Raw genomic sequence first — 16,303 nt, 5'->3', positions numbered from 1 at the left:
CCCCCGCACCGGCGGGGGCCTACGGCTTTGCGGGACCTTTACAGCCAGCCCGCGAACTCCAGCGTCAGCTCGCCCTCCTGGCGACGGCCGACCGCCAGTGCCCGGGTTCCCGACTCCACCGCGCGGAACAGCGTCCAGCCGTGCAGTCGCTCCCGGTCCACGTCCAGCGAATCGGCGAGTTTCTTGATCCGCCGACGGGCCGTCACCGGGCCGCCGGGGGAGGCGATCAGGTCCTCGACGCGGTCGCGCACCAGGCGCGCCAGGTCGTAGGCCCGCTCACCGACCAGCGGCTCGGGCCCGACCGTCAGCCAGGGCACCCGCTCACCGCCGAGCACCTTGCTCTGGCGGAAGTTGCCGTGCAGCAGCAGGAGTTCGGGCGAGTGGGCGACAAGCTCCTCGCGCGCCGCGAGCGCCGCGGAGACCAGCGGCTCCAGGCTCGGGTCGGCCGCGGCGCAGGCGCGCATCGGCTCCACCCGGCGCCCGGTCCGCTCGGCGACCGTCTCGAATCCATGGCCGGCCGGCGGCTCGACCCAGAGCCGGCGCACCGTCCCCGCGGCCTCCAGCAGCGCCTTCGCCTCCGGCAGTGAGCGCAGGGACACCTCGGGATGCAGCCGCTCGAGCAGCAGTGCGCCGGGGCTGTCGGCCAGGAGCCGCACCGCGCCCCAGCCGTTCCAGTGAGCGAGCGCCGCTTGCTCCAGCTCGGGCAGGGCCCCGGACGGAGCGATCTTCAGCGCGGCCGGGGTGCCGTCGGAGCACGTCACCAACAGGACCAGACTGCTGCGGCCCCCGGGGGTGGCGACCCGCTCCACGGTCAACTCCTGCCCGGTCGAGGACAGCGCTTCCTCGGTCAGTGCGGGAAGCCGCGCGAGCCAGTCGGCGGCGGCCGCATCCCCGTACGACTCGCCGAGCGCTCGCACCAGACGCTGCGGCGGTTCGAAACCCATACGTGCTTTGTTCCCTTTCAGAGCTTCTTCAGTGCGTCGCGCCGGTCCCGTTCGTCACATCGGTCCCGTGGATCGCGTCGGACCCGGCTTTGGTATTCGTCCCTGCCGTCGCGTCGGTTCCGTCGGCGGTCCGCTCGGCGAGCCCGGGAAAGGGTACGCCGCTGCCCCGCCAGCGGACCGCACGCACTGCGGCCTCCCGCAGCGCATCCGCGGCCTCCCGCCTGAGCGGACCCCCGGCGGCCCGTACGAGATCGGAGTACACGGCCGCGACCCGGTCCTCCAGCAGGGCGGCCAGCCGCACTGCCGCAGCCGGGTCCGGCACCGCGAACGGCAGAGCGTAGGCGGCCTGAGCCGCCACCGGTTCACCGCCCAGGTCACGCACGGTCCGTACCAGTGCGTCGCGCCGGGCCCGGTGCGCGTGGTACGCCGCGGTGGCCTCGGCCCGGCGGCCGTCGGCGACCCGGCCGCCGACCACCCCGTACCCGTACACCGCCGCGTGTTCGGCGGCCAGCGCCGCCTGAGCCGCCTTCTGTGTCCCGGCGCTCATGACGAGGTCTCCTTGGCCAGTTCGGTCAGCAGATAGGCATGGGCCGCGCTCGCTGCCGCGATCGATGCCAGCAGCCGGGCCAGCTCCGGCGGGGCCTTCAGCAGCGTCGTCGTGTGGGTGTCCGCGGTGCGGCGCTCCGCCGCGGCCAGCTCCTTGAGGGCGGCCCCGGCGTCGGTCGCGCGTGTCCGCGAGAACACGAGCGTCTTACCGCCATCGGGCGCCAGCGCCTTGGCATGGGCCCGTACGGCGTCCTGCAGCGGCGAGAGCCCGGCGGCCGTCGCCGGATGGGCCCTGACCACCTGTTCGTACCGGGCAAGCAGTTCCCTGCTGGTACGCGCGGCATCCGCCCGGAGCGTCTTCTCCGCCCGTGCGGCCGAGGCCTGCTCGGCCGCACTCGCCGCGTCGGCCCGTGCGGAGTCCTCCCGGCGCCCGGTCCCGTCGCCGCAGCCGGCCAGCACCGCCCCCAAAGCGATCACCCCCGTCGCGGTGAACGCACCTCTGCGCGTCGTCCCCGTGCGCCGCACCTGTTCTCCTTCGGGTTTGGACCTGTCTTGACTGGATCTGTCCTGAAGTGATCACCGCAGGCGAGCGTACCCGCGGCAGCGGAGCAGGCGGACGGCAACACCCCTCGGGACCGGATACCCTTTGACCTGACACGCGAGATCCCCACAACAGCACACGCGGCCGAGGAGTCACCCGGATGAGCACCACCCAGAGCGAGAGGCTGCGCGGACTGCTCGAACCGCTCGTCAGCGCCGAGCAGCTGGATCTCGAAGAGATCGAGGTGTCCCGGGCGGGCCGCCGCCGGGTGCTGCGGATCGTCGTGGACTCCGAAGAGGGCGTGGAGCTGGACACCTGCGCCGAGCTGAGCCGCGCGATCTCCGAGAAGCTCGACGAGACCGACGCGATGGGCGAGGGCGAGTACGTCCTCGAAGTCAGCTCCCCCGGTGCCGACCGTCCGCTGACGGAGCACCGCCACTACGTACGTGCCACGGGCCGCCTGGCCAAGCTGCACCTGCGCGAGGGCGGCGAGCTGGTGGCTCGCATCCTCGCCGTGGACGAGGAAGGACTCGACCTCGAAGTGCCGGGCGTCAAGGGCCGCAAGCCCACGTCCCGCCGGGTCGCCTTCGACGAGATCGCCAAGGCGCGCGTGGAGATCGAATTCAGCCGCAAGGACAAGAAGGAAGAGGAGGCGTAGCCGTGGACATCGATGTGAAGCTCTTGAAGGGCTTGGCACAGGACAAGGAGATCCCCTTCGACGTGCTCGTCGAGGCGATCGAGTCGGCCCTCCTCATCGCCTACCACCGTACGGACGGAAGCTACCGACGCGCGCGCGTGAAGCTCGACGAGCGCGGCCATGTGACGGTGTGGGCGAAGGAGGACCCGGCCGACCTCGAACCGGGCCAGGAGGCCAAGGAGTTCGACGACACCCCGTCCGGCTTCGGCCGGATCGCCGCGACCACCGCGAAGCAGGTCATCCTGCAGAGGCTGCGCGACGCCGAGGACGACAGGACTTTCGGCGAGTACGCGGGCCACGAGGGCGATGTCGTCACCGGCGTCGTCCAGCAGGGCAAGGACCCGAAGAACGTCCTGGTCGACATCGGCAAGCTGGAAGCGATCCTGCCGGTGCAGGAGCAGGTGCCGGGCGAGGAGTACACCCACGGCCTGCGTCTGCGTACGTATGTCGTACGGGTCGCCAAGGGCGTACGCGGTCCGTCCGTGACGCTGTCGCGGACCCACCCCAGCCTGGTGAAGAAGCTCTTCGCGCTGGAGGTCCCGGAGATCGCGGACGGCTCCGTCGAGATCTGCGCGATCGCCCGCGAGGCCGGTCACCGCACCAAGATCGCGGTCCGTTCAACCCGCTCCGGGCTGAACGCCAAGGGCGCCTGCATCGGCCCGATGGGCGGCCGGGTCCGCAATGTCATGGCCGAGCTGCACGGCGAGAAGATCGACATCGTGGACTGGTCGGACGATCCGGCCGAGATGGTCGCCAACGCCCTGTCGCCCGCACGGGTGAGCCAGGTCGAGGTCGTGGACCTCGGCGCACGGTCCGCCCGGGTCACCGTTCCGGACTACCAGCTGTCGCTCGCGATCGGCAAGGAGGGGCAGAATGCCCGCCTCGCCGCCCGCCTGACCGGCTGGCGCATCGACATCCGTCCGGACACCGAGACCGATGCCGAGCGCGATGTCGCCGACCGGGAGCGGGCCGAGCGGGCCCGCGAGCGTTCGGAGCGCAGCTGACCAACCCGGCGGTCGCCGGGCTGCGGCCCGCGCCGGAACCCCTGGCGCCGCCCCGGAAAGGGCGCCAGGGGCTGGGTCGCGTGGGCCGCAGGGAATACAGCGGCAGGGAATATATCTGGGCGGCATGCCGCTGAGAACACGACAACGTCCGTTCGATTTTTGCCCCAAAGGGGTGAGGTCGGTGCGGGGAGGTAGACTTAAAGGTGTCTGGCCGGACGCACGCCCGCGCTTGCCCTGAGCGAACCTGTGTGGGATGCCGGGAGCGGGCGGCCAAGAGCGAGCTGCTGCGCATCGTCGCGGACGGGGACGCCTGCGTCCCTGATCCTCGCGGTACGCTGCCCGGCCGGGGTGCCTACGTACACCCCGTCCCTGTCTGTCTGGACCTGGCGGTTCGCCGCCGGGCATTCCCCCGGGCCTTCAAGGCCAAGGGGCCGTTCGACCCCGCCGCAGTGCAGCGGTTCGTCGAGCGGGCGACACCGTAAGAAGTGAACGGCACGGGTCCCCGTGCGGTCAGGTACCTCGCGAGTTGGAAGTAGGTCGAGATTGCGATGAGCACTCGATGAGTACGCGATGAGTACGCCCATGAAGTAGCGACGGTCCGGCGGTAACCCGGACCTAAAAGGAGCGAAGTGGCTAAGGTCCGGGTATACGAACTCGCCAAGGAGTTCGGCGTCGAGAGCAAGGTCGTCATGGCCAAGCTCCAAGAACTCGGTGAATTCGTCCGTTCGGCGTCCTCGACGATCGAGGCGCCGGTTGTACGCAAGTTGACCGACGCACTGCAGGGGCCCGGCGGCAACGCCGGCAAGTCCGCTGCAAAGCCTGGCGCGCCCCGCAAGGCGACGCCCGCAAAGCCCGCAGCGCCCTCCCCGGCCGCTGCGGCACGTCCCGCTGCCCCGAAGCCCGGCGCCCCGGCTCCCAAGCCGGCAGCAGCCGCCGCCCCGGCGAGCAGCACCCCCGCAGCGCCTTCCGCACCGTCTGCGGGCCCGCGTCCGGGCCCGAAGCCCGCGCCCAAGCCCGCTCCGGTGACTCCGGTCCCCGCTGCCGAGTTCTCGGCTCCGGCTCCGGCCCAGCAGGCTGCCCCGCAGCAGCAGGCCCCGCGTCCCGCGGGTGCCACCCCCGGGCCCCGTCCTGCCCGTCCGGCCCCGGCCGGCGGTCAGCGTGACGGTGGCCAGCGCGACGGCGGCCGTGGTGGCGAGCGCGGCGGCGACCGCCCCGCACGTCCCGCAGGCCAGGGCGCCCCGCGTCCCGGCGGCGCACGTCCGGCGGGTCCCCGTCCGGGCAACAACCCCTTCACCTCCGGCGGCTCGACGGGCATGGCCCGTCCGCAGGCGCCCCGTCCCGGCGGCGCCCCGCGTCCCGGTGGCGGTCAGGACCGTCCGGGCGCCCCGCGTCCGCAGGGCGGCCCCGGTGGCGCCCCGCGCCCGCAGGGCCAGGGCGGTGCCCGTCCCACTCCGGGCGGCATGCCCCGTCCGCAGGCTCCCCGTCCGGGCGGTGCCCCCGGTGGTAACCGTCCGAACCCGGGCATGATGCCGCAGCGTCCCGCTGCGGGCCCGCGTCCCGGCGGTGGCCCCGGCGGTGGCCGTGGTCCCGGTGGCGGCGGTCGTCCCGGCGGCGGTGGCGGCGCAGGCCGTCCCGCCGGCGGTGGCTTCGCGGGCCGTCCGGCCGGTCCCGGTGGCGGTGGCGGCGGTTTCGCCGGTCGTCCCGGTGGTGGCGGCGGCGGTGGCGGTGCGGGTCGTCCCGGCGGTGGCGGCGGCTTCGGCGGTCGTCCCGGCTTCGGTGGACGTCCCGGCGGCCCCGGTGGCCGTGGTGGCACACAGGGTGCGTTCGGCCGCCCCGGCGGTCCCGCGCGTCGTGGTCGCAAGTCGAAGCGGCAGAGGCGCCAGGAGTACGAGGCCATGCAGGCCCCGTCGGTGGGCGGCGTCATGCTGCCTCGCGGCAACGGACAGTCCGTCCGCCTGTCGCGCGGTGCCTCGCTGACCGACTTCGCCGAGAAGATCAACGCCAACCCGGCGTCGCTCGTCGGCGTCATGATGAACCTCGGCGAGATGGTCACTGCCACGCAGTCCGTCTCCGACGAGACGCTGAAGCTCCTCGCGGACGAGATGAACTTCGTCCTCGAGATCGTCAGCCCCGAGGAGGAGGACCGCGAGCTGCTCGAGTCCTTCGACATCGAGTTCGGCGAGGACGAGGGCGGCGAAGAGGCTCTGGTCTCCCGTCCGCCGGTCGTGACCGTCATGGGTCACGTCGACCACGGTAAGACCCGTCTTCTGGACGCGATCCGCAAGACGAACGTCGTTGCGGGCGAGGCCGGCGGTATCACGCAGCACATCGGTGCGTACCAGGTCTCCTCCGAGGTCAACGGCGAGGACCGCCGTATCACCTTCATCGACACCCCGGGTCACGAGGCGTTCACCGCCATGCGTGCCCGTGGTGCGAAGTCCACCGACATCGCGATCCTCGTGGTGGCGGCGAACGACGGTGTGATGCCCCAGACGATCGAGGCGCTGAACCACGCCAAGGCGGCCGACGTGCCGATCGTGGTCGCGGTCAACAAGATCGACGTCGAGGGCGCGGACCCGACCAAGGTGCGCGGTCAGCTCACCGAGTTCGGTCTGGTGGCCGAGGAGTACGGCGGCGACACGATGTTCGTCGACATCTCCGCCAAGCAGGGCCTCAACATCGAGGCTCTTCTGGAGGCCGTCGTCCTCACCGCCGACGCCTCGCTCGACCTGCGGGCCAACCCGGAGCAGGACGCGCAGGGTATTGCGATCGAGTCCCACCTCGACCGCGGCCGCGGTGCCGTCTCGACGGTCCTGGTCCAGCGCGGCACGCTGCGCATCGGCGACACGATGGTCGTCGGCGACGCGTACGGCCGTGTCCGGGCGATGCTCGACGACAACGGCAACAACGTCGAGGAAGCGGGTCCGTCGACCCCCGTCCTCGTGCTGGGTCTCACCAACGTCCCGGGTGCCGGCGACAACTTCCTGGTGGTCGACGAGGACCGTACGGCCCGTCAGATCGCCGAGAAGCGTGCCGCCCGTGAGCGCAACGCCAACTTCGCCCGCAAGGGTGTCCGGTTCTCCCTGGAGAACCTGGACGAGGCGCTCAAGGCCGGTCTGGTCCAGGAGCTCAACCTCATCATCAAGGGCGACGCGTCCGGTTCGGTGGAGGCTCTCGAGTCCTCGCTGCTCCAGCTCGACGTCGGCGACGAGGTCGACATCCGGGTCCTGCACCGCGGTGTGGGTGCGGTCACCGAGTCGGACATCGACCTGGCGACCGGCTCCGACGCCATCGTCATCGGCTTCAACGTCCGCGCTGCCGGGCGTGCCCAGCAGATGGCGGAGCGCGAGGGTGTCGACGTCCGCTACTACTCGGTGATCTACCAGGCCATCGAGGAGATCGAGGCGGCCCTCAAGGGCATGCTCAAGCCGGAGTACGAAGAGGTCGAGCTCGGCACGGCGGAGATCCGCGAGATCTTCCGCTCGTCCAAGCTGGGCAACATCGCCGGTGTGCTGGTCCGGTCCGGCGAGGTCAAGCGCAACACCAAGGCGCGCCTGCTGCGCGATGGCAAGGTCATCGCGGAGAACCTCAACATCTCCGGTCTGCGCCGCTTCAAGGACGACGTCACCGAGATCCGCGAAGGCTTCGAGGGCGGTATCAACCTCGGAAACTTCAACGACATCAAGATCGACGACGTCATCGCGACGTACGAGATGCGCGAGAAGCCGCGAGGCTGACCCGTACCTCAACAGTCGGGGCCGGTCGACGGGTCATATTTCCGTCGATCGGCCCCGGCCGTTCCGTGTACGGTTCTTGTGTCCCTGCCAAAAGCGCAGGGCGCGACCCCGAACCGGCGGGACATCCGGACATACATGTATGTGGGGACACTGTCCTTCGATCTGCTCCTCGGCGACGTACGGTCGTTGAAGGAGAAACGCTCCGTCGTCCGTCCGATCGTCGCCGAACTCCAGCGCAAGTACGCGGTGAGCGTGGCGGAGGTGGGCGGTCAGGATCTCCACCGCAGGGCCGAGATCGGCCTCGCCGTGGTCTCCGGGGACACCGGACACCTCACAGACGTACTCGACCGGTGCGAGCGGCTGATCGCCGGCCGGCCCGAGGTGGAGCTGTTGTCCGTACGACGGCGGCTGCACAGCGACGAAGACGATTGAGCAAGGCAAAGAAGGAGACGGACCAGTGGCCGACAACGCGCGGGCGAAGAAGCTGGCGGACCTCATCCAGGAGGTGGTCGCCGAGAAACTGCAGCGCGGTATCAAGGACCCGCGTCTGGGTACGCACGTGACCATCACGGACACCCGGGTCACCGGTGACCTGCGGGAGGCCACGGTCTTCTACACGGTCTACGGCGACGACGAGGAGCGGGCGAGCGCGGCGGCCGGCCTGGAGAGCGCCAAGGGCATCCTGCGTTCGGCGGTCGGAGCGGCGGCGGGGACGAAGTTCACCCCCACGCTGGCCTTCGTGGCCGACGCCCTTCCGGAGAACGCCAAGGCGATCGAGGACCTCCTCGACCGGGCACGGGCCTCGGACGCACGGGTGCGCGAGGCGTCCTCGGGCGCCACGTACGCCGGCGGCGCCGACCCGTACCGCAAGGCGGAGGACGAGGGCGAAGCCTCCGAATGACATCGCAGAACAAGACGCCCGATCAAGGGAGCGGGAGCGCAGCGACCTCGGGCAAGGGTGGCGGCGGGCGACGGGAGGACGGCCTTGTCATTGTCGACAAGCCGTCCGGCTTCACTTCGCACGACGTCGTCGCCAAGATGCGCGGCATCGCCCGGACCCGCCGCGTCGGCCATGCCGGCACGCTGGATCCGATGGCGACGGGCGTTCTCGTGCTCGGTGTGGAGAAGGCCACCAAGCTGCTGGGCCATCTCGCACTGACCGAGAAGGAGTACCTCGGCACGATCCGGCTCGGCCAGAACACCATCACGGACGACGCGGAGGGCGAGATCACCTCGTCCACCGATGCGTCCTGTGTGACCCGTGAGGGCATCGATGCCGGGGTCGCGGCCCTGACCGGACCGATCATGCAGGTGCCGTCCAAGGTCAGCGCCATCAAGATCGACGGCAAGCGGTCCTACGCACGGGTGCGCGGCGGCGAGGAGTTCGAGATCCCGGCCCGGCCGGTGACGATTTCGTCCTTCAACGTCTACGACGTCCGCGAGGCGGTCGCCGAGGACGGGACGCCGGTCGTCGACCTGGTCGTCTCCGTCGTCTGCTCGTCGGGGACGTACATCCGCGCGATCGCCCGCGACCTCGGCGCCGGGCTCGGCGTCGGCGGTCATCTGACCGCGCTGCGGCGCACCCGGGTCGGGCCGTACGGCCTCGACATGGCGCGGACGCTCGACCAGCACCAGCAGGAGCTGACCGTGATGCCGGTGGCCGAGGCCGCCGCCTCGGCGTTCCCCCGCTGGGACGTGGACGAGAAGCGCGCCAAGCTGCTGCTGAACGGGGTACGGCTGGACATGCCGGCCTTCCCGCCGGGACCGGTCGGGGTCTTCGGGCCTGACGGGCGGTTCCTGGTCCTCGTCGAGGAGCAGAAGGGCAAGGCCAAGAGCCTCGCTGTCTTTGCCTGACCGGCGACCCGGGGCCTGAGGCCCCGTCGTGGAGCGGATGCTGTTGGTCATCGTGGAGCGGGCGGGCCCCCTCTGCCCGCTCCACGATCCCCCCAAGGGTTTCTGTCCACTGGACACCATGAATTCACCCCAACGGGCAGGCGCTCGGAGTGAATCAGGGGTGCATTCGGGGGCGCTTTTACTCCGAGTGGTGTTCGCGCCGATCACCGTCGGCCTAACGTCGGACCATGGGAAGCGGGGACCGGGCAGCGCTGGTACGTATCTGCGATCCGGACGGCCGACCGCGGGGGACCGGATTCGTCGCCGACGACCGGGGCACGGTGGTTACCAGCCACGAAGCGGTCGACGGTCCGATCCGGCTTGTCCTGCACGGAACGGACGGTCGCAGCCACCCCGTCGAGGCCGCCGATGTCACCGCGCTGCCCGAACTGGACCTCGCTCTGCTGCGCACCGGAGGGCTCTCCACGCTCGGCGTGGAGCCGACGCCGATCGTCTTACGGGACCGGATCAACGCCGGTACGTATGTGACGATCGCCGCCCACGGCTGGCGCGAGGCGCGGGTGCTCGGCGCGGCCCCGGTGACGTACACCGCGAACGGCCGCTCCCATCGGATCGGCGCAGCACTGGAGCTGGCGCTCGGTACGGACGGCAGAGACGCGCTGCGGCTCGGCGGTGCGGCCGTGGGCGGTCCGGTCCTCGATCCGGAGAGCGGCGCGGTCATCGCCGTGCTGGGCACCGCGCTGCGCGCCGGGCATCCCGCCGCAGGGTTCGCGGTGCCGCTCAGGGGCGCGGGCACCGGCGGTCCGCTGGACGAGCTGCTGCGGCGCAACGCGACGAGCGTTCCCGGATACGGACACGACCTGAATCTCGCGGGCGCCCTGCACCTCACCGCGACATCGCTCGGCTCGGCGGGCGAGCAGGCCGGCTGTCCCGATCCGGTTGAACGCCCGGACGTCATCGCGGAGTTCACCACCTTCTCGGCCCCCGGCCACCCCTCGTCCGCGCCGCACGGCCCCGCCGTGGTCCTCGGTCTCGTCGGAGCGCCGGGCACCGGCCGTACCACCGAACTGGCCGCACTCGCCGCCCGCAGGGCCCGCGGCTCAGTACCCGCACCCACCCTCTGGCTGCGCGGCGCCGATCTGCTGGCCGACGACGCCTCGGTCGCCGACGCGATCGCCCGTACGCTCCGGCGGGCCGGGCGGATCGTCACCGCCGCCGGTGCGAGGGGCGACATGGCGAGTGCCACCCCCGAGCGGGTGGCAGGGCTGGCCGAAGAGTCCGGGAGCCCACTGCTCGTCCTGCTGGACGGACCGGAGGAGATGCCTCCCGTACTGGCACACGGGCTGGCCCGGTGGATCGCGGGTACCGTCGACTGGCTGCGGGGGAGCGGGGCGCGGCTCGTGGTCGCCTGCACGCCCGAGCACTGGGAGACGGCCGGCGCGCTCTGCCCACCCGGTGCCCTGCACAGCCCCGCCAGGCCTGCGAGGCGGCTGCCGTCCGCGGTCCGCCTCGGCGACCTCACCGCGAGCCAGGCCGAACAGGCCAGGGAGCGGTACGCCATCCCGCCCGATGCGCTCGCCCCCGGCCACGACCGGCACCCGCTCACCCTGCGCCTTCTCGCGGAGGTGCGCGAGGCCCTGCCCGGGGACCTCGCCGGGCAGCCGGACGCGGAGGACGTCTTCGGCGCCCACCTGGACCTGATGTGCCTGCGCATCGCGTTCCGCATCGCGGCCGTATCGGGCCCGGCGCCCGGTGGCACCGCGGTCCGCCGACTGGCCGCGCAGGTGGCGGGGCAGGTCCACGAAGCGGCGCGGCGCTGTCTGGGGCCCGGACAGGGGGAGCTGGAACGGGCGGTGTTCGAGGAGGTGTTCCCCTGGCGCACGGGCTGGGCGTCGGCGGTCCTCAGCGAGGGACTGTTCGTCCCGGCGGGCGCGGGCTACCGCTTTGCGCACGAGGAGCTGGGGGACTGGGTGCAGGGCGCCCACCTGGACCTGGACGCGGCGCTGCACGCGCTGGTTCACCGGTGGCATGCGCAGGAGGGGCCGGGAGAGGGGGCCGTGGCGTCGGAGCCCCGCGTTCCGCAGCCGAGGAGGCCGCGTACCGGGCGCAGCCGGGCGCCCGTGCCCGAAGTGGCGATGGAGGCCGGGGCGACGACGGGGCCGCGCACCCTGCCCGTACCGCGCCATCGGATCGGCCCGGTGATCCAGGCCCTGCTGCTCCTGGGCCGCCGCCAGGGCCCTGCCGCACTGGCACACCGGCTGGCCGATCTGATCGAGGCTCTGGACCGGATGTCGCCGGAACCGGAACCGGAACCGGAACCGGAGCCGGGACCGGAGCCGGGGGTGCGTGCCGAGACCGCCTGTGACGCCCGCTGGTGGGCGGCGCACCTGCTCTCGGAGACTCTGCTCCGGGTGCCCGATGCCCGGCCCCATCTCGGGGTGCTGAGGCTGCTCGCCGGCCGTGTCGTGCGGCGTGCGGCCACGGGTGGGCCGGGGAGCCCGGGGGCGTACGCCGAGTTCGGGCCATGGTTCTGGCGGCGGTTGAGACTGCCCGAGGCGGACCGGATCGATCTGTTCCGGCGTCTCGTCCCCGCCGACAGCCCGCGCCGGTCCGACCCCCGTGGCGACGGCGACCGCACCTGCGAGCCGTACCCCGATGGCGACAGCGGCGAGCGATTTCTGGATGCCGTCGCGCGGCGGCTCGTCGCGCAGCCCCGGACCGTGCAGCCGCTGCTATGCGGCTGGTTCACCGACGATCGCCCTCTCCCTGCCGATGAGGGCGCAGCGGTCCGCCCGACCGTGGCCGCCGCCGCTCAGGCGCTGCTCTACGCCCGTCGGGACCTGGCCGTCGATGATCTGACCGACGCGCTCGTCTCGACCGCCCACCCCCGGGCCGAGGAGCTGCTCGCCGCTCTGGCCGAGGACGAGCCCTCCGCGCTCTGCCGGGCCGTCGACCGCTGGGCCCGTGACGAGGACCGGCGCGCCCGCCGGACCGCCGCCGCCTCGTACGCACTGGTCACCGCGGCGCACGTCACCCTCGACTCCGACCGCGAGCTGCTGCGCGGGGCCGCCCTGGCCCTGCTGGCCCGCCCGGCCGATTCCTCCCTGCACGGGGCCGCGCTCACCCTCCTCGTACAGGATCCGCAGACCAGGGAGCGCTACCTCCCACAGGCTCTGCGGGCCTTCGTCGCGGGCGAGCCGCAGCCGGCCGCGGACGCGTTGGCCGTCGCGCTGCCCTCCCATCCGGAGCAGGTGCTCACCGCATTCCGGGAGCGGCTCACCCGGTCCGACGAGGGGGCGGGGGAGGTGCTGTGCTCGCTCGCCGGGATCGACGCCCCCGCGCTGGCCCTGCACGCCGCCGGGCTCGTGCGGGCGTACATCGACAGCCACCCCGACGATGCCGTGCACGCCGCCTCGTACATCGACCGGAGGCTGGAGCACGGTCCGGCCGCCCGCGCGCTGTTGCTGCCCCTGGTGACAGGACTGCTGCGGGACCGTCCCGTGCCGCCGCCGGTGCGCGGCGCGCTCGCCGGGGTGCTCGCCGCGCCCGGCAGTCCCGCCTCCGGGCAGCTGAGGGGCGAGCTGCTGGAGGTCCTGCTGGAATTCGAGCAGGACGCCCACCGCGACCCGGCCGTGCTCGACACCCTGCTGCGGGCTGCCGCCACCGGCTCCGCGGGGCGCGCACCGGCCCGCACCCGCGCCCTGGTCCACCGCACCGGGATGCTGCTGGTCCGTACCCCCGAGGGTGCGGTCCGCTTCGACCGCCGGCTGGTCGAACTCGCTCGTGACGTGCCCGGATTCGCCGCCCTGGTCACCGGGTGGCTGGCCGACGCCCCGCAGGAGTGGGCGGCGCTCGTCGGCCCGAGTGCGCGGCGGACGGTGGAGGCGCTGGGAAGCCCGATGACGATGCCGATGCAGGCCGCGGGGCGTGAGCATGGCAGTCTTAGACCTGCGTAATAGGCAATCTCACGTACACAGGTTCGGGCGAGGAGCGGTCACAGTGCAGCGCTGGCGTGGCTTGGAGGACATCCCCCAGGACTGGGGACGCAGCGTCGTCACCATCGGCTCCTACGACGGGGTGCACCGCGGACACCAGCTGATCATCGGCCGGGCCGTGGAGCGGGCACGCGAGCTGGGTGTGCCGTCGGTCGTGGTGACCTTCGATCCGCATCCCAGCGAGGTCGTACGGCCCGGCAGCCACCCGCCGCTGCTCGCCCCGCACCACCGGCGCGCCGAGCTGATGGCGGAGCTGGGGGTGGACGCGGTGCTGATCCTGCCGTTCACCACCGAGTTCTCGAAGCTGGCGCCGGCCGACTTCATCGTGAAGGTGCTCGTCGACAAACTGCACGCGCAGCTGGTCATCGAGGGCCCCAATTTCCGCTTCGGTCACAAGGCGGCCGGGAATGTGCAGCTGCTCACCGAGTTCGGCGAGACGTACGACTACGGCGTCGAGGTCATCGACCTGTATGTGAGCGGCGAGGCGGGCGGAGGCGAGCCGTTCTCCTCCACCCTCACCCGGCGGCTGGTCGCCGAGGGCGATGTCGCGGGCGCCGCCGAGATCCTGGGCCGGCCGCACCGGGTCGAGGGCGTCGTGGTCCGCGGCGCACAGCGCGGCCGTGAGATGGGCTTCCCCACGGCCAACGTGGAGACCCTGCCGCACACCGCGATCCCCGCCGACGGCGTCTACGCGGGCTGGCTCGATGTGAACGGCGAGGCGATGCCCGCCGCGATCTCGGTCGGCACGAACCCGCAGTTCGACGGCACGGAGCGAACGGTGGAGGCGTACGCGATCGACCGCGTCGGCCTCGACCTGTACGGGCTCCACGTCTCGGTGGACTTCCTCGCGTACGTACGCGGGATGCTGAAGTTCGACTCGATCGACGACCTGCTCGTGGCGATGGCCGCCGATGTGAAGCGGTGCAGCGAGCTGATCTCCGCGTACGAGCGCGGCTGAATCTTTCCTCGTACACGACCGGGGCCGGGACCGTGGAGAACGGTCTTGGCCCCGGTCGTGTCGGAATCAGCTGTTCAGCTCCTCCAGCGTGCGCCCCTTGGTCTCCACGGCGAACCATGCGACCACGGCGCCGGCCACCGCGACGCAGCCCAGCTGGGTGAAGACCATCGCGAGGCTGCCGCCCGAGCCGATGATCGCGCCGACCACGATGGGCCCGAGGATGACGCCGAGCCTGTTCCACACCCCGCCGAACGATGCCCCGCGCGCCCGGCTGCGGGTGGGGTACAGCTCGGGTGTGTACAGGTAGAGGCTGACATTGGTGGCGAACACGAAGAGCGTCGCCACCGAGGCCCAGACCGCGACCTGGCCGCCCGAGGTGGCGCCTGGGACGGCCAGCGAGAGCAGCGCGACCGCCGCGCCGCCGAGCGCGACGGTGAGCGAGATCCGGCGTCCCACCTTGTCGATGACCAGGGCGACCAGCAGACAGCCGATCAGCCCGGTCAAGTTGGACAGCAGCGAGTAGTTCAGGGCGGTCCGCAGATCCAGGCCGAACGTCTTGGTGTAGAGCGAGGGCAGCCAGGTCGCGATGCCGTGGTTGACGTAGTACGCGACGAACCACAGCGCCGAGACGACCAGCGTGCGTCGCAGGTAGCGGCCGGCGAACAGATCGCGCAGCCCGCCGCGCGCGGTCTCGACGGGCGTCGCGGGACCGGGCTCCGGCAGCTGCGAGCCGATGGACTCGGCCACGTCCTTCTCGATCCGGGCGATGACCTCCTCGGCCTCCTCGACCCGGCCGCGCGAAAGCAGCCGGCGGGGCGACTCGGGGACCTGGCGGCGCAGGACGACTACCAACAGCACGGGCAGAGCGCCGATCAGGAACGTGACCCGCCAGCCGAAGCTGGGCACCACCCAGCTGGCGACGAGCGTCGCCGAGGCGAGACCGGCCGGGAAGATCAGCTCGTAGAGCATTACGAACCGGCCGCGGTGGTCGGCCCGGGCGATTTCGTTGATGTACGTGGCGGCGACGGGCACCACACCGCCGATGCCGAGGCCCTGGACGAACCGGAAGGCGGTGAAGAGGGCGAAGCCCGGGGAGAAGGCGACGGCGAGGCTGGCCAGTGCGGTCACGGCGACGCCGAGCGCGACCGTTCGGACCCGGCCGATGCGGTCGCCGAGCCAGCCGGCGACCAGTGCACCGAGCAGCATGCCGACCGAACCACTGGTGACGATCACCGTGCCCTGACCGGTGCTCAGCTTCCACTGTTCGGTCAGGACGGGCAGTGCGGAGGCGGTCAGCAGCTGATCGAACGCCTCGAAGAACGTGACGGTGCCGATGAGCGTGCGGACCTTGATGTGCCAACGGGAGCTCGGCAGGCGTTCGAGCCTGGCCGAGATGGAGCTCACGGTGGGGCCGGTGGCCACGACTGACATGGGGATCCTTCCGCGAACAGAGGAGTTGCGGTGACCCTGGAAAGAAGTGTCTTAGGGGCCAATAACTAAGACGTGTCGGGGATACCGCCGCGGCGGCTGGCGGAGCTGTCGCGGTACGGGGTGGACGGCAAGGCGTCGCTGCTGCGCCGTCACGGCGACTCCCGGCGTCTGGCGACGCTGCTGGCAACCGCGGTCTACCTGACGACCAGGGCGGTCGACGACGCGCTCGATCTGCTGGAGGTGCTGATCGCGACGAAGCTGCTGGCGCGGGCGGAGCGGGAGACGGCGAGCAGAAGCTGAAGACGCTGCCGAGGGTGGAGCGGGCCGGGATGCGGCTGGCGACCGCGTTCCGGGTGGTGTTCGATACCACGAGCGAGCAGGTCGACACCGGTACCGGGGAGATCGCTCCGCCGAAGGTGGAGACGCTGGAGGCGATGTGGGCGGAGATCGAGCAGGTGGTGCCCCGGGAGGAGCTGGCGGGCGGCGATCGCCGCGCTGTTCGAGCTGGCCCCGCCGCTCGACTCGGACGCGGACGAGGCATGGCGGGCGATGCTGGTCGCCCGGTTCCCCACCGTACGGCCGTTCCTGGCCCTCCT

General features: G+C 71.9%; 14 protein-coding genes. 10 read left to right on the top strand and 4 right to left on the bottom strand.

What is annotated here, in order from left to right; genetic code table 11:
* Positions 1–38: 38 nt before the first annotated feature.
* From ABTZ94_RS14465 to ABTZ94_RS14455, 3 genes are read right to left on the bottom strand one after another with little or no spacing between them, the layout of a single operon-like run.
* Entirely contained in the window at positions 39–944 is a 906-nt protein-coding gene (locus tag ABTZ94_RS14465) for an aminoglycoside phosphotransferase family protein (RefSeq protein WP_351200951.1), read from the bottom strand.
* Between the two features lie 28 nt (positions 945–972).
* Positions 973–1,491 (bottom strand): ferritin-like domain-containing protein, encoded by a 519-nt coding sequence (locus ABTZ94_RS14460; RefSeq protein ID WP_351200949.1) that lies wholly within the window; start codon positions 1,489–1,491, stop codon positions 973–975.
* Entirely contained in the window at positions 1,488–2,015 is a 528-nt protein-coding gene (locus ABTZ94_RS14455) for a hypothetical protein (protein WP_351200947.1), read from the bottom strand. The genes ABTZ94_RS14460 and ABTZ94_RS14455 overlap by 4 nt, the downstream gene beginning before the upstream one ends.
* 176 nt (positions 2,016–2,191) lie before the next feature.
* On the opposite strand from ABTZ94_RS14455, the gene rimP reads away from it, so the two are divergent.
* The 9 genes from rimP (at position 2,192) to ABTZ94_RS14410 (ending at position 14,276) form a co-directional block, all read left to right on the top strand.
* Positions 2,192–2,689, top strand: a complete 498-nt coding sequence (rimP, locus tag ABTZ94_RS14450) for a ribosome maturation factor RimP (RefSeq protein ID WP_351200945.1) — start codon at positions 2,192–2,194, stop codon at positions 2,687–2,689.
* A gap of 2 nt (positions 2,690–2,691) precedes the next feature.
* Complete coding sequence (nusA, locus tag ABTZ94_RS14445) at positions 2,692–3,732, top strand: transcription termination factor NusA (RefSeq protein ID WP_351200943.1); 1,041 nt, start codon at positions 2,692–2,694, stop codon at positions 3,730–3,732.
* A 203-nt stretch (positions 3,733–3,935) separates the two neighbouring features.
* Positions 3,936–4,214 (top strand): YlxR family protein, encoded by a 279-nt coding sequence (locus ABTZ94_RS14440; protein ID WP_351200941.1) that lies wholly within the window; start codon positions 3,936–3,938, stop codon positions 4,212–4,214.
* A gap of 147 nt (positions 4,215–4,361) precedes the next feature.
* On the top strand, positions 4,362–7,469 hold the full coding sequence (infB, locus tag ABTZ94_RS14435) for a translation initiation factor IF-2 (protein WP_351200939.1): 3,108 nt from the start codon (positions 4,362–4,364) through the stop codon (positions 7,467–7,469).
* Between the two features lie 135 nt (positions 7,470–7,604).
* Positions 7,605–7,901: a DUF503 domain-containing protein gene (locus ABTZ94_RS14430; protein WP_351200953.1), complete on the top strand. Its 297-nt coding sequence runs from the start codon at positions 7,605–7,607 to the stop codon at positions 7,899–7,901.
* A 25-nt stretch (positions 7,902–7,926) separates the two neighbouring features.
* Positions 7,927–8,370, top strand: coding sequence for a 30S ribosome-binding factor RbfA (gene rbfA / locus ABTZ94_RS14425; RefSeq protein WP_351200937.1), 444 nt, complete (start codon positions 7,927–7,929; stop codon positions 8,368–8,370).
* A complete protein-coding gene (truB, locus tag ABTZ94_RS14420) occupies positions 8,367–9,323 on the top strand; it encodes a tRNA pseudouridine(55) synthase TruB (RefSeq protein ID WP_351200935.1) in 957 nt (318 codons plus the stop codon). The genes rbfA and truB overlap by 4 nt, the downstream gene beginning before the upstream one ends.
* A gap of 227 nt (positions 9,324–9,550) precedes the next feature.
* Positions 9,551–13,279, top strand: a complete 3,729-nt coding sequence (locus ABTZ94_RS14415; protein ID WP_351200933.1) for a trypsin-like peptidase domain-containing protein — start codon at positions 9,551–9,553, stop codon at positions 13,277–13,279.
* 43 nt (positions 13,280–13,322) lie between these two features.
* Positions 13,323–14,276: a bifunctional riboflavin kinase/FAD synthetase gene (locus ABTZ94_RS14410; protein ID WP_351200931.1), complete on the top strand. Its 954-nt coding sequence runs from the start codon at positions 13,323–13,325 to the stop codon at positions 14,274–14,276.
* A 66-nt stretch (positions 14,277–14,342) separates the two neighbouring features.
* On the opposite strand, the gene ABTZ94_RS14405 is transcribed toward ABTZ94_RS14410, so the two are convergent.
* Positions 14,343–15,707 (bottom strand): MFS transporter, encoded by a 1,365-nt coding sequence (locus tag ABTZ94_RS14405; RefSeq protein ID WP_351200929.1) that lies wholly within the window; start codon positions 15,705–15,707, stop codon positions 14,343–14,345.
* A 72-nt stretch (positions 15,708–15,779) separates the two neighbouring features.
* On the opposite strand from ABTZ94_RS14405, the gene ABTZ94_RS37845 reads away from it, so the two are divergent.
* On the top strand, positions 15,780–16,007 hold the full coding sequence (locus tag ABTZ94_RS37845) for a hypothetical protein (protein ID WP_502967243.1): 228 nt from the start codon (positions 15,780–15,782) through the stop codon (positions 16,005–16,007).
* Positions 16,008–16,303: the final 296 nt, after the last annotated feature.

This window comes from Streptomyces sp. NPDC002785, from assembly GCF_040295565.1.
Classification (GTDB): Bacteria; Actinomycetota; Actinomycetes; order Streptomycetales; family Streptomycetaceae; genus Streptomyces.
Note: the sequence above shows the minus strand (reverse complement) of the source record. Positions and strands in the feature narration are given on the sequence as shown.

Coding starts and splice junctions, on each gene's coding strand:
- ABTZ94_RS14465 (WP_351200951.1), bottom strand. CDS start 944: ATGGGTTTCGAACCGCCGCAGCGTCTGGTGCGAGCGCTCGGCGAGTCG.
- ABTZ94_RS14460 (WP_351200949.1), bottom strand. CDS start 1,491: ATGAGCGCCGGGACACAGAAGGCGGCTCAGGCGGCGCTGGCCGCCGAA.
- rimP (WP_351200945.1), top strand. CDS start 2,192: ATGAGCACCACCCAGAGCGAGAGGCTGCGCGGACTGCTCGAACCGCTC.
- ABTZ94_RS14430 (WP_351200953.1), top strand. CDS start 7,605: ATGTATGTGGGGACACTGTCCTTCGATCTGCTCCTCGGCGACGTACGG.
- truB (WP_351200935.1), top strand. CDS start 8,367: ATGACATCGCAGAACAAGACGCCCGATCAAGGGAGCGGGAGCGCAGCG.
- ABTZ94_RS14415 (WP_351200933.1), top strand. CDS start 9,551: ATGGGAAGCGGGGACCGGGCAGCGCTGGTACGTATCTGCGATCCGGAC.
- ABTZ94_RS14405 (WP_351200929.1), bottom strand. CDS start 15,707: ATGTCAGTCGTGGCCACCGGCCCCACCGTGAGCTCCATCTCGGCCAGG.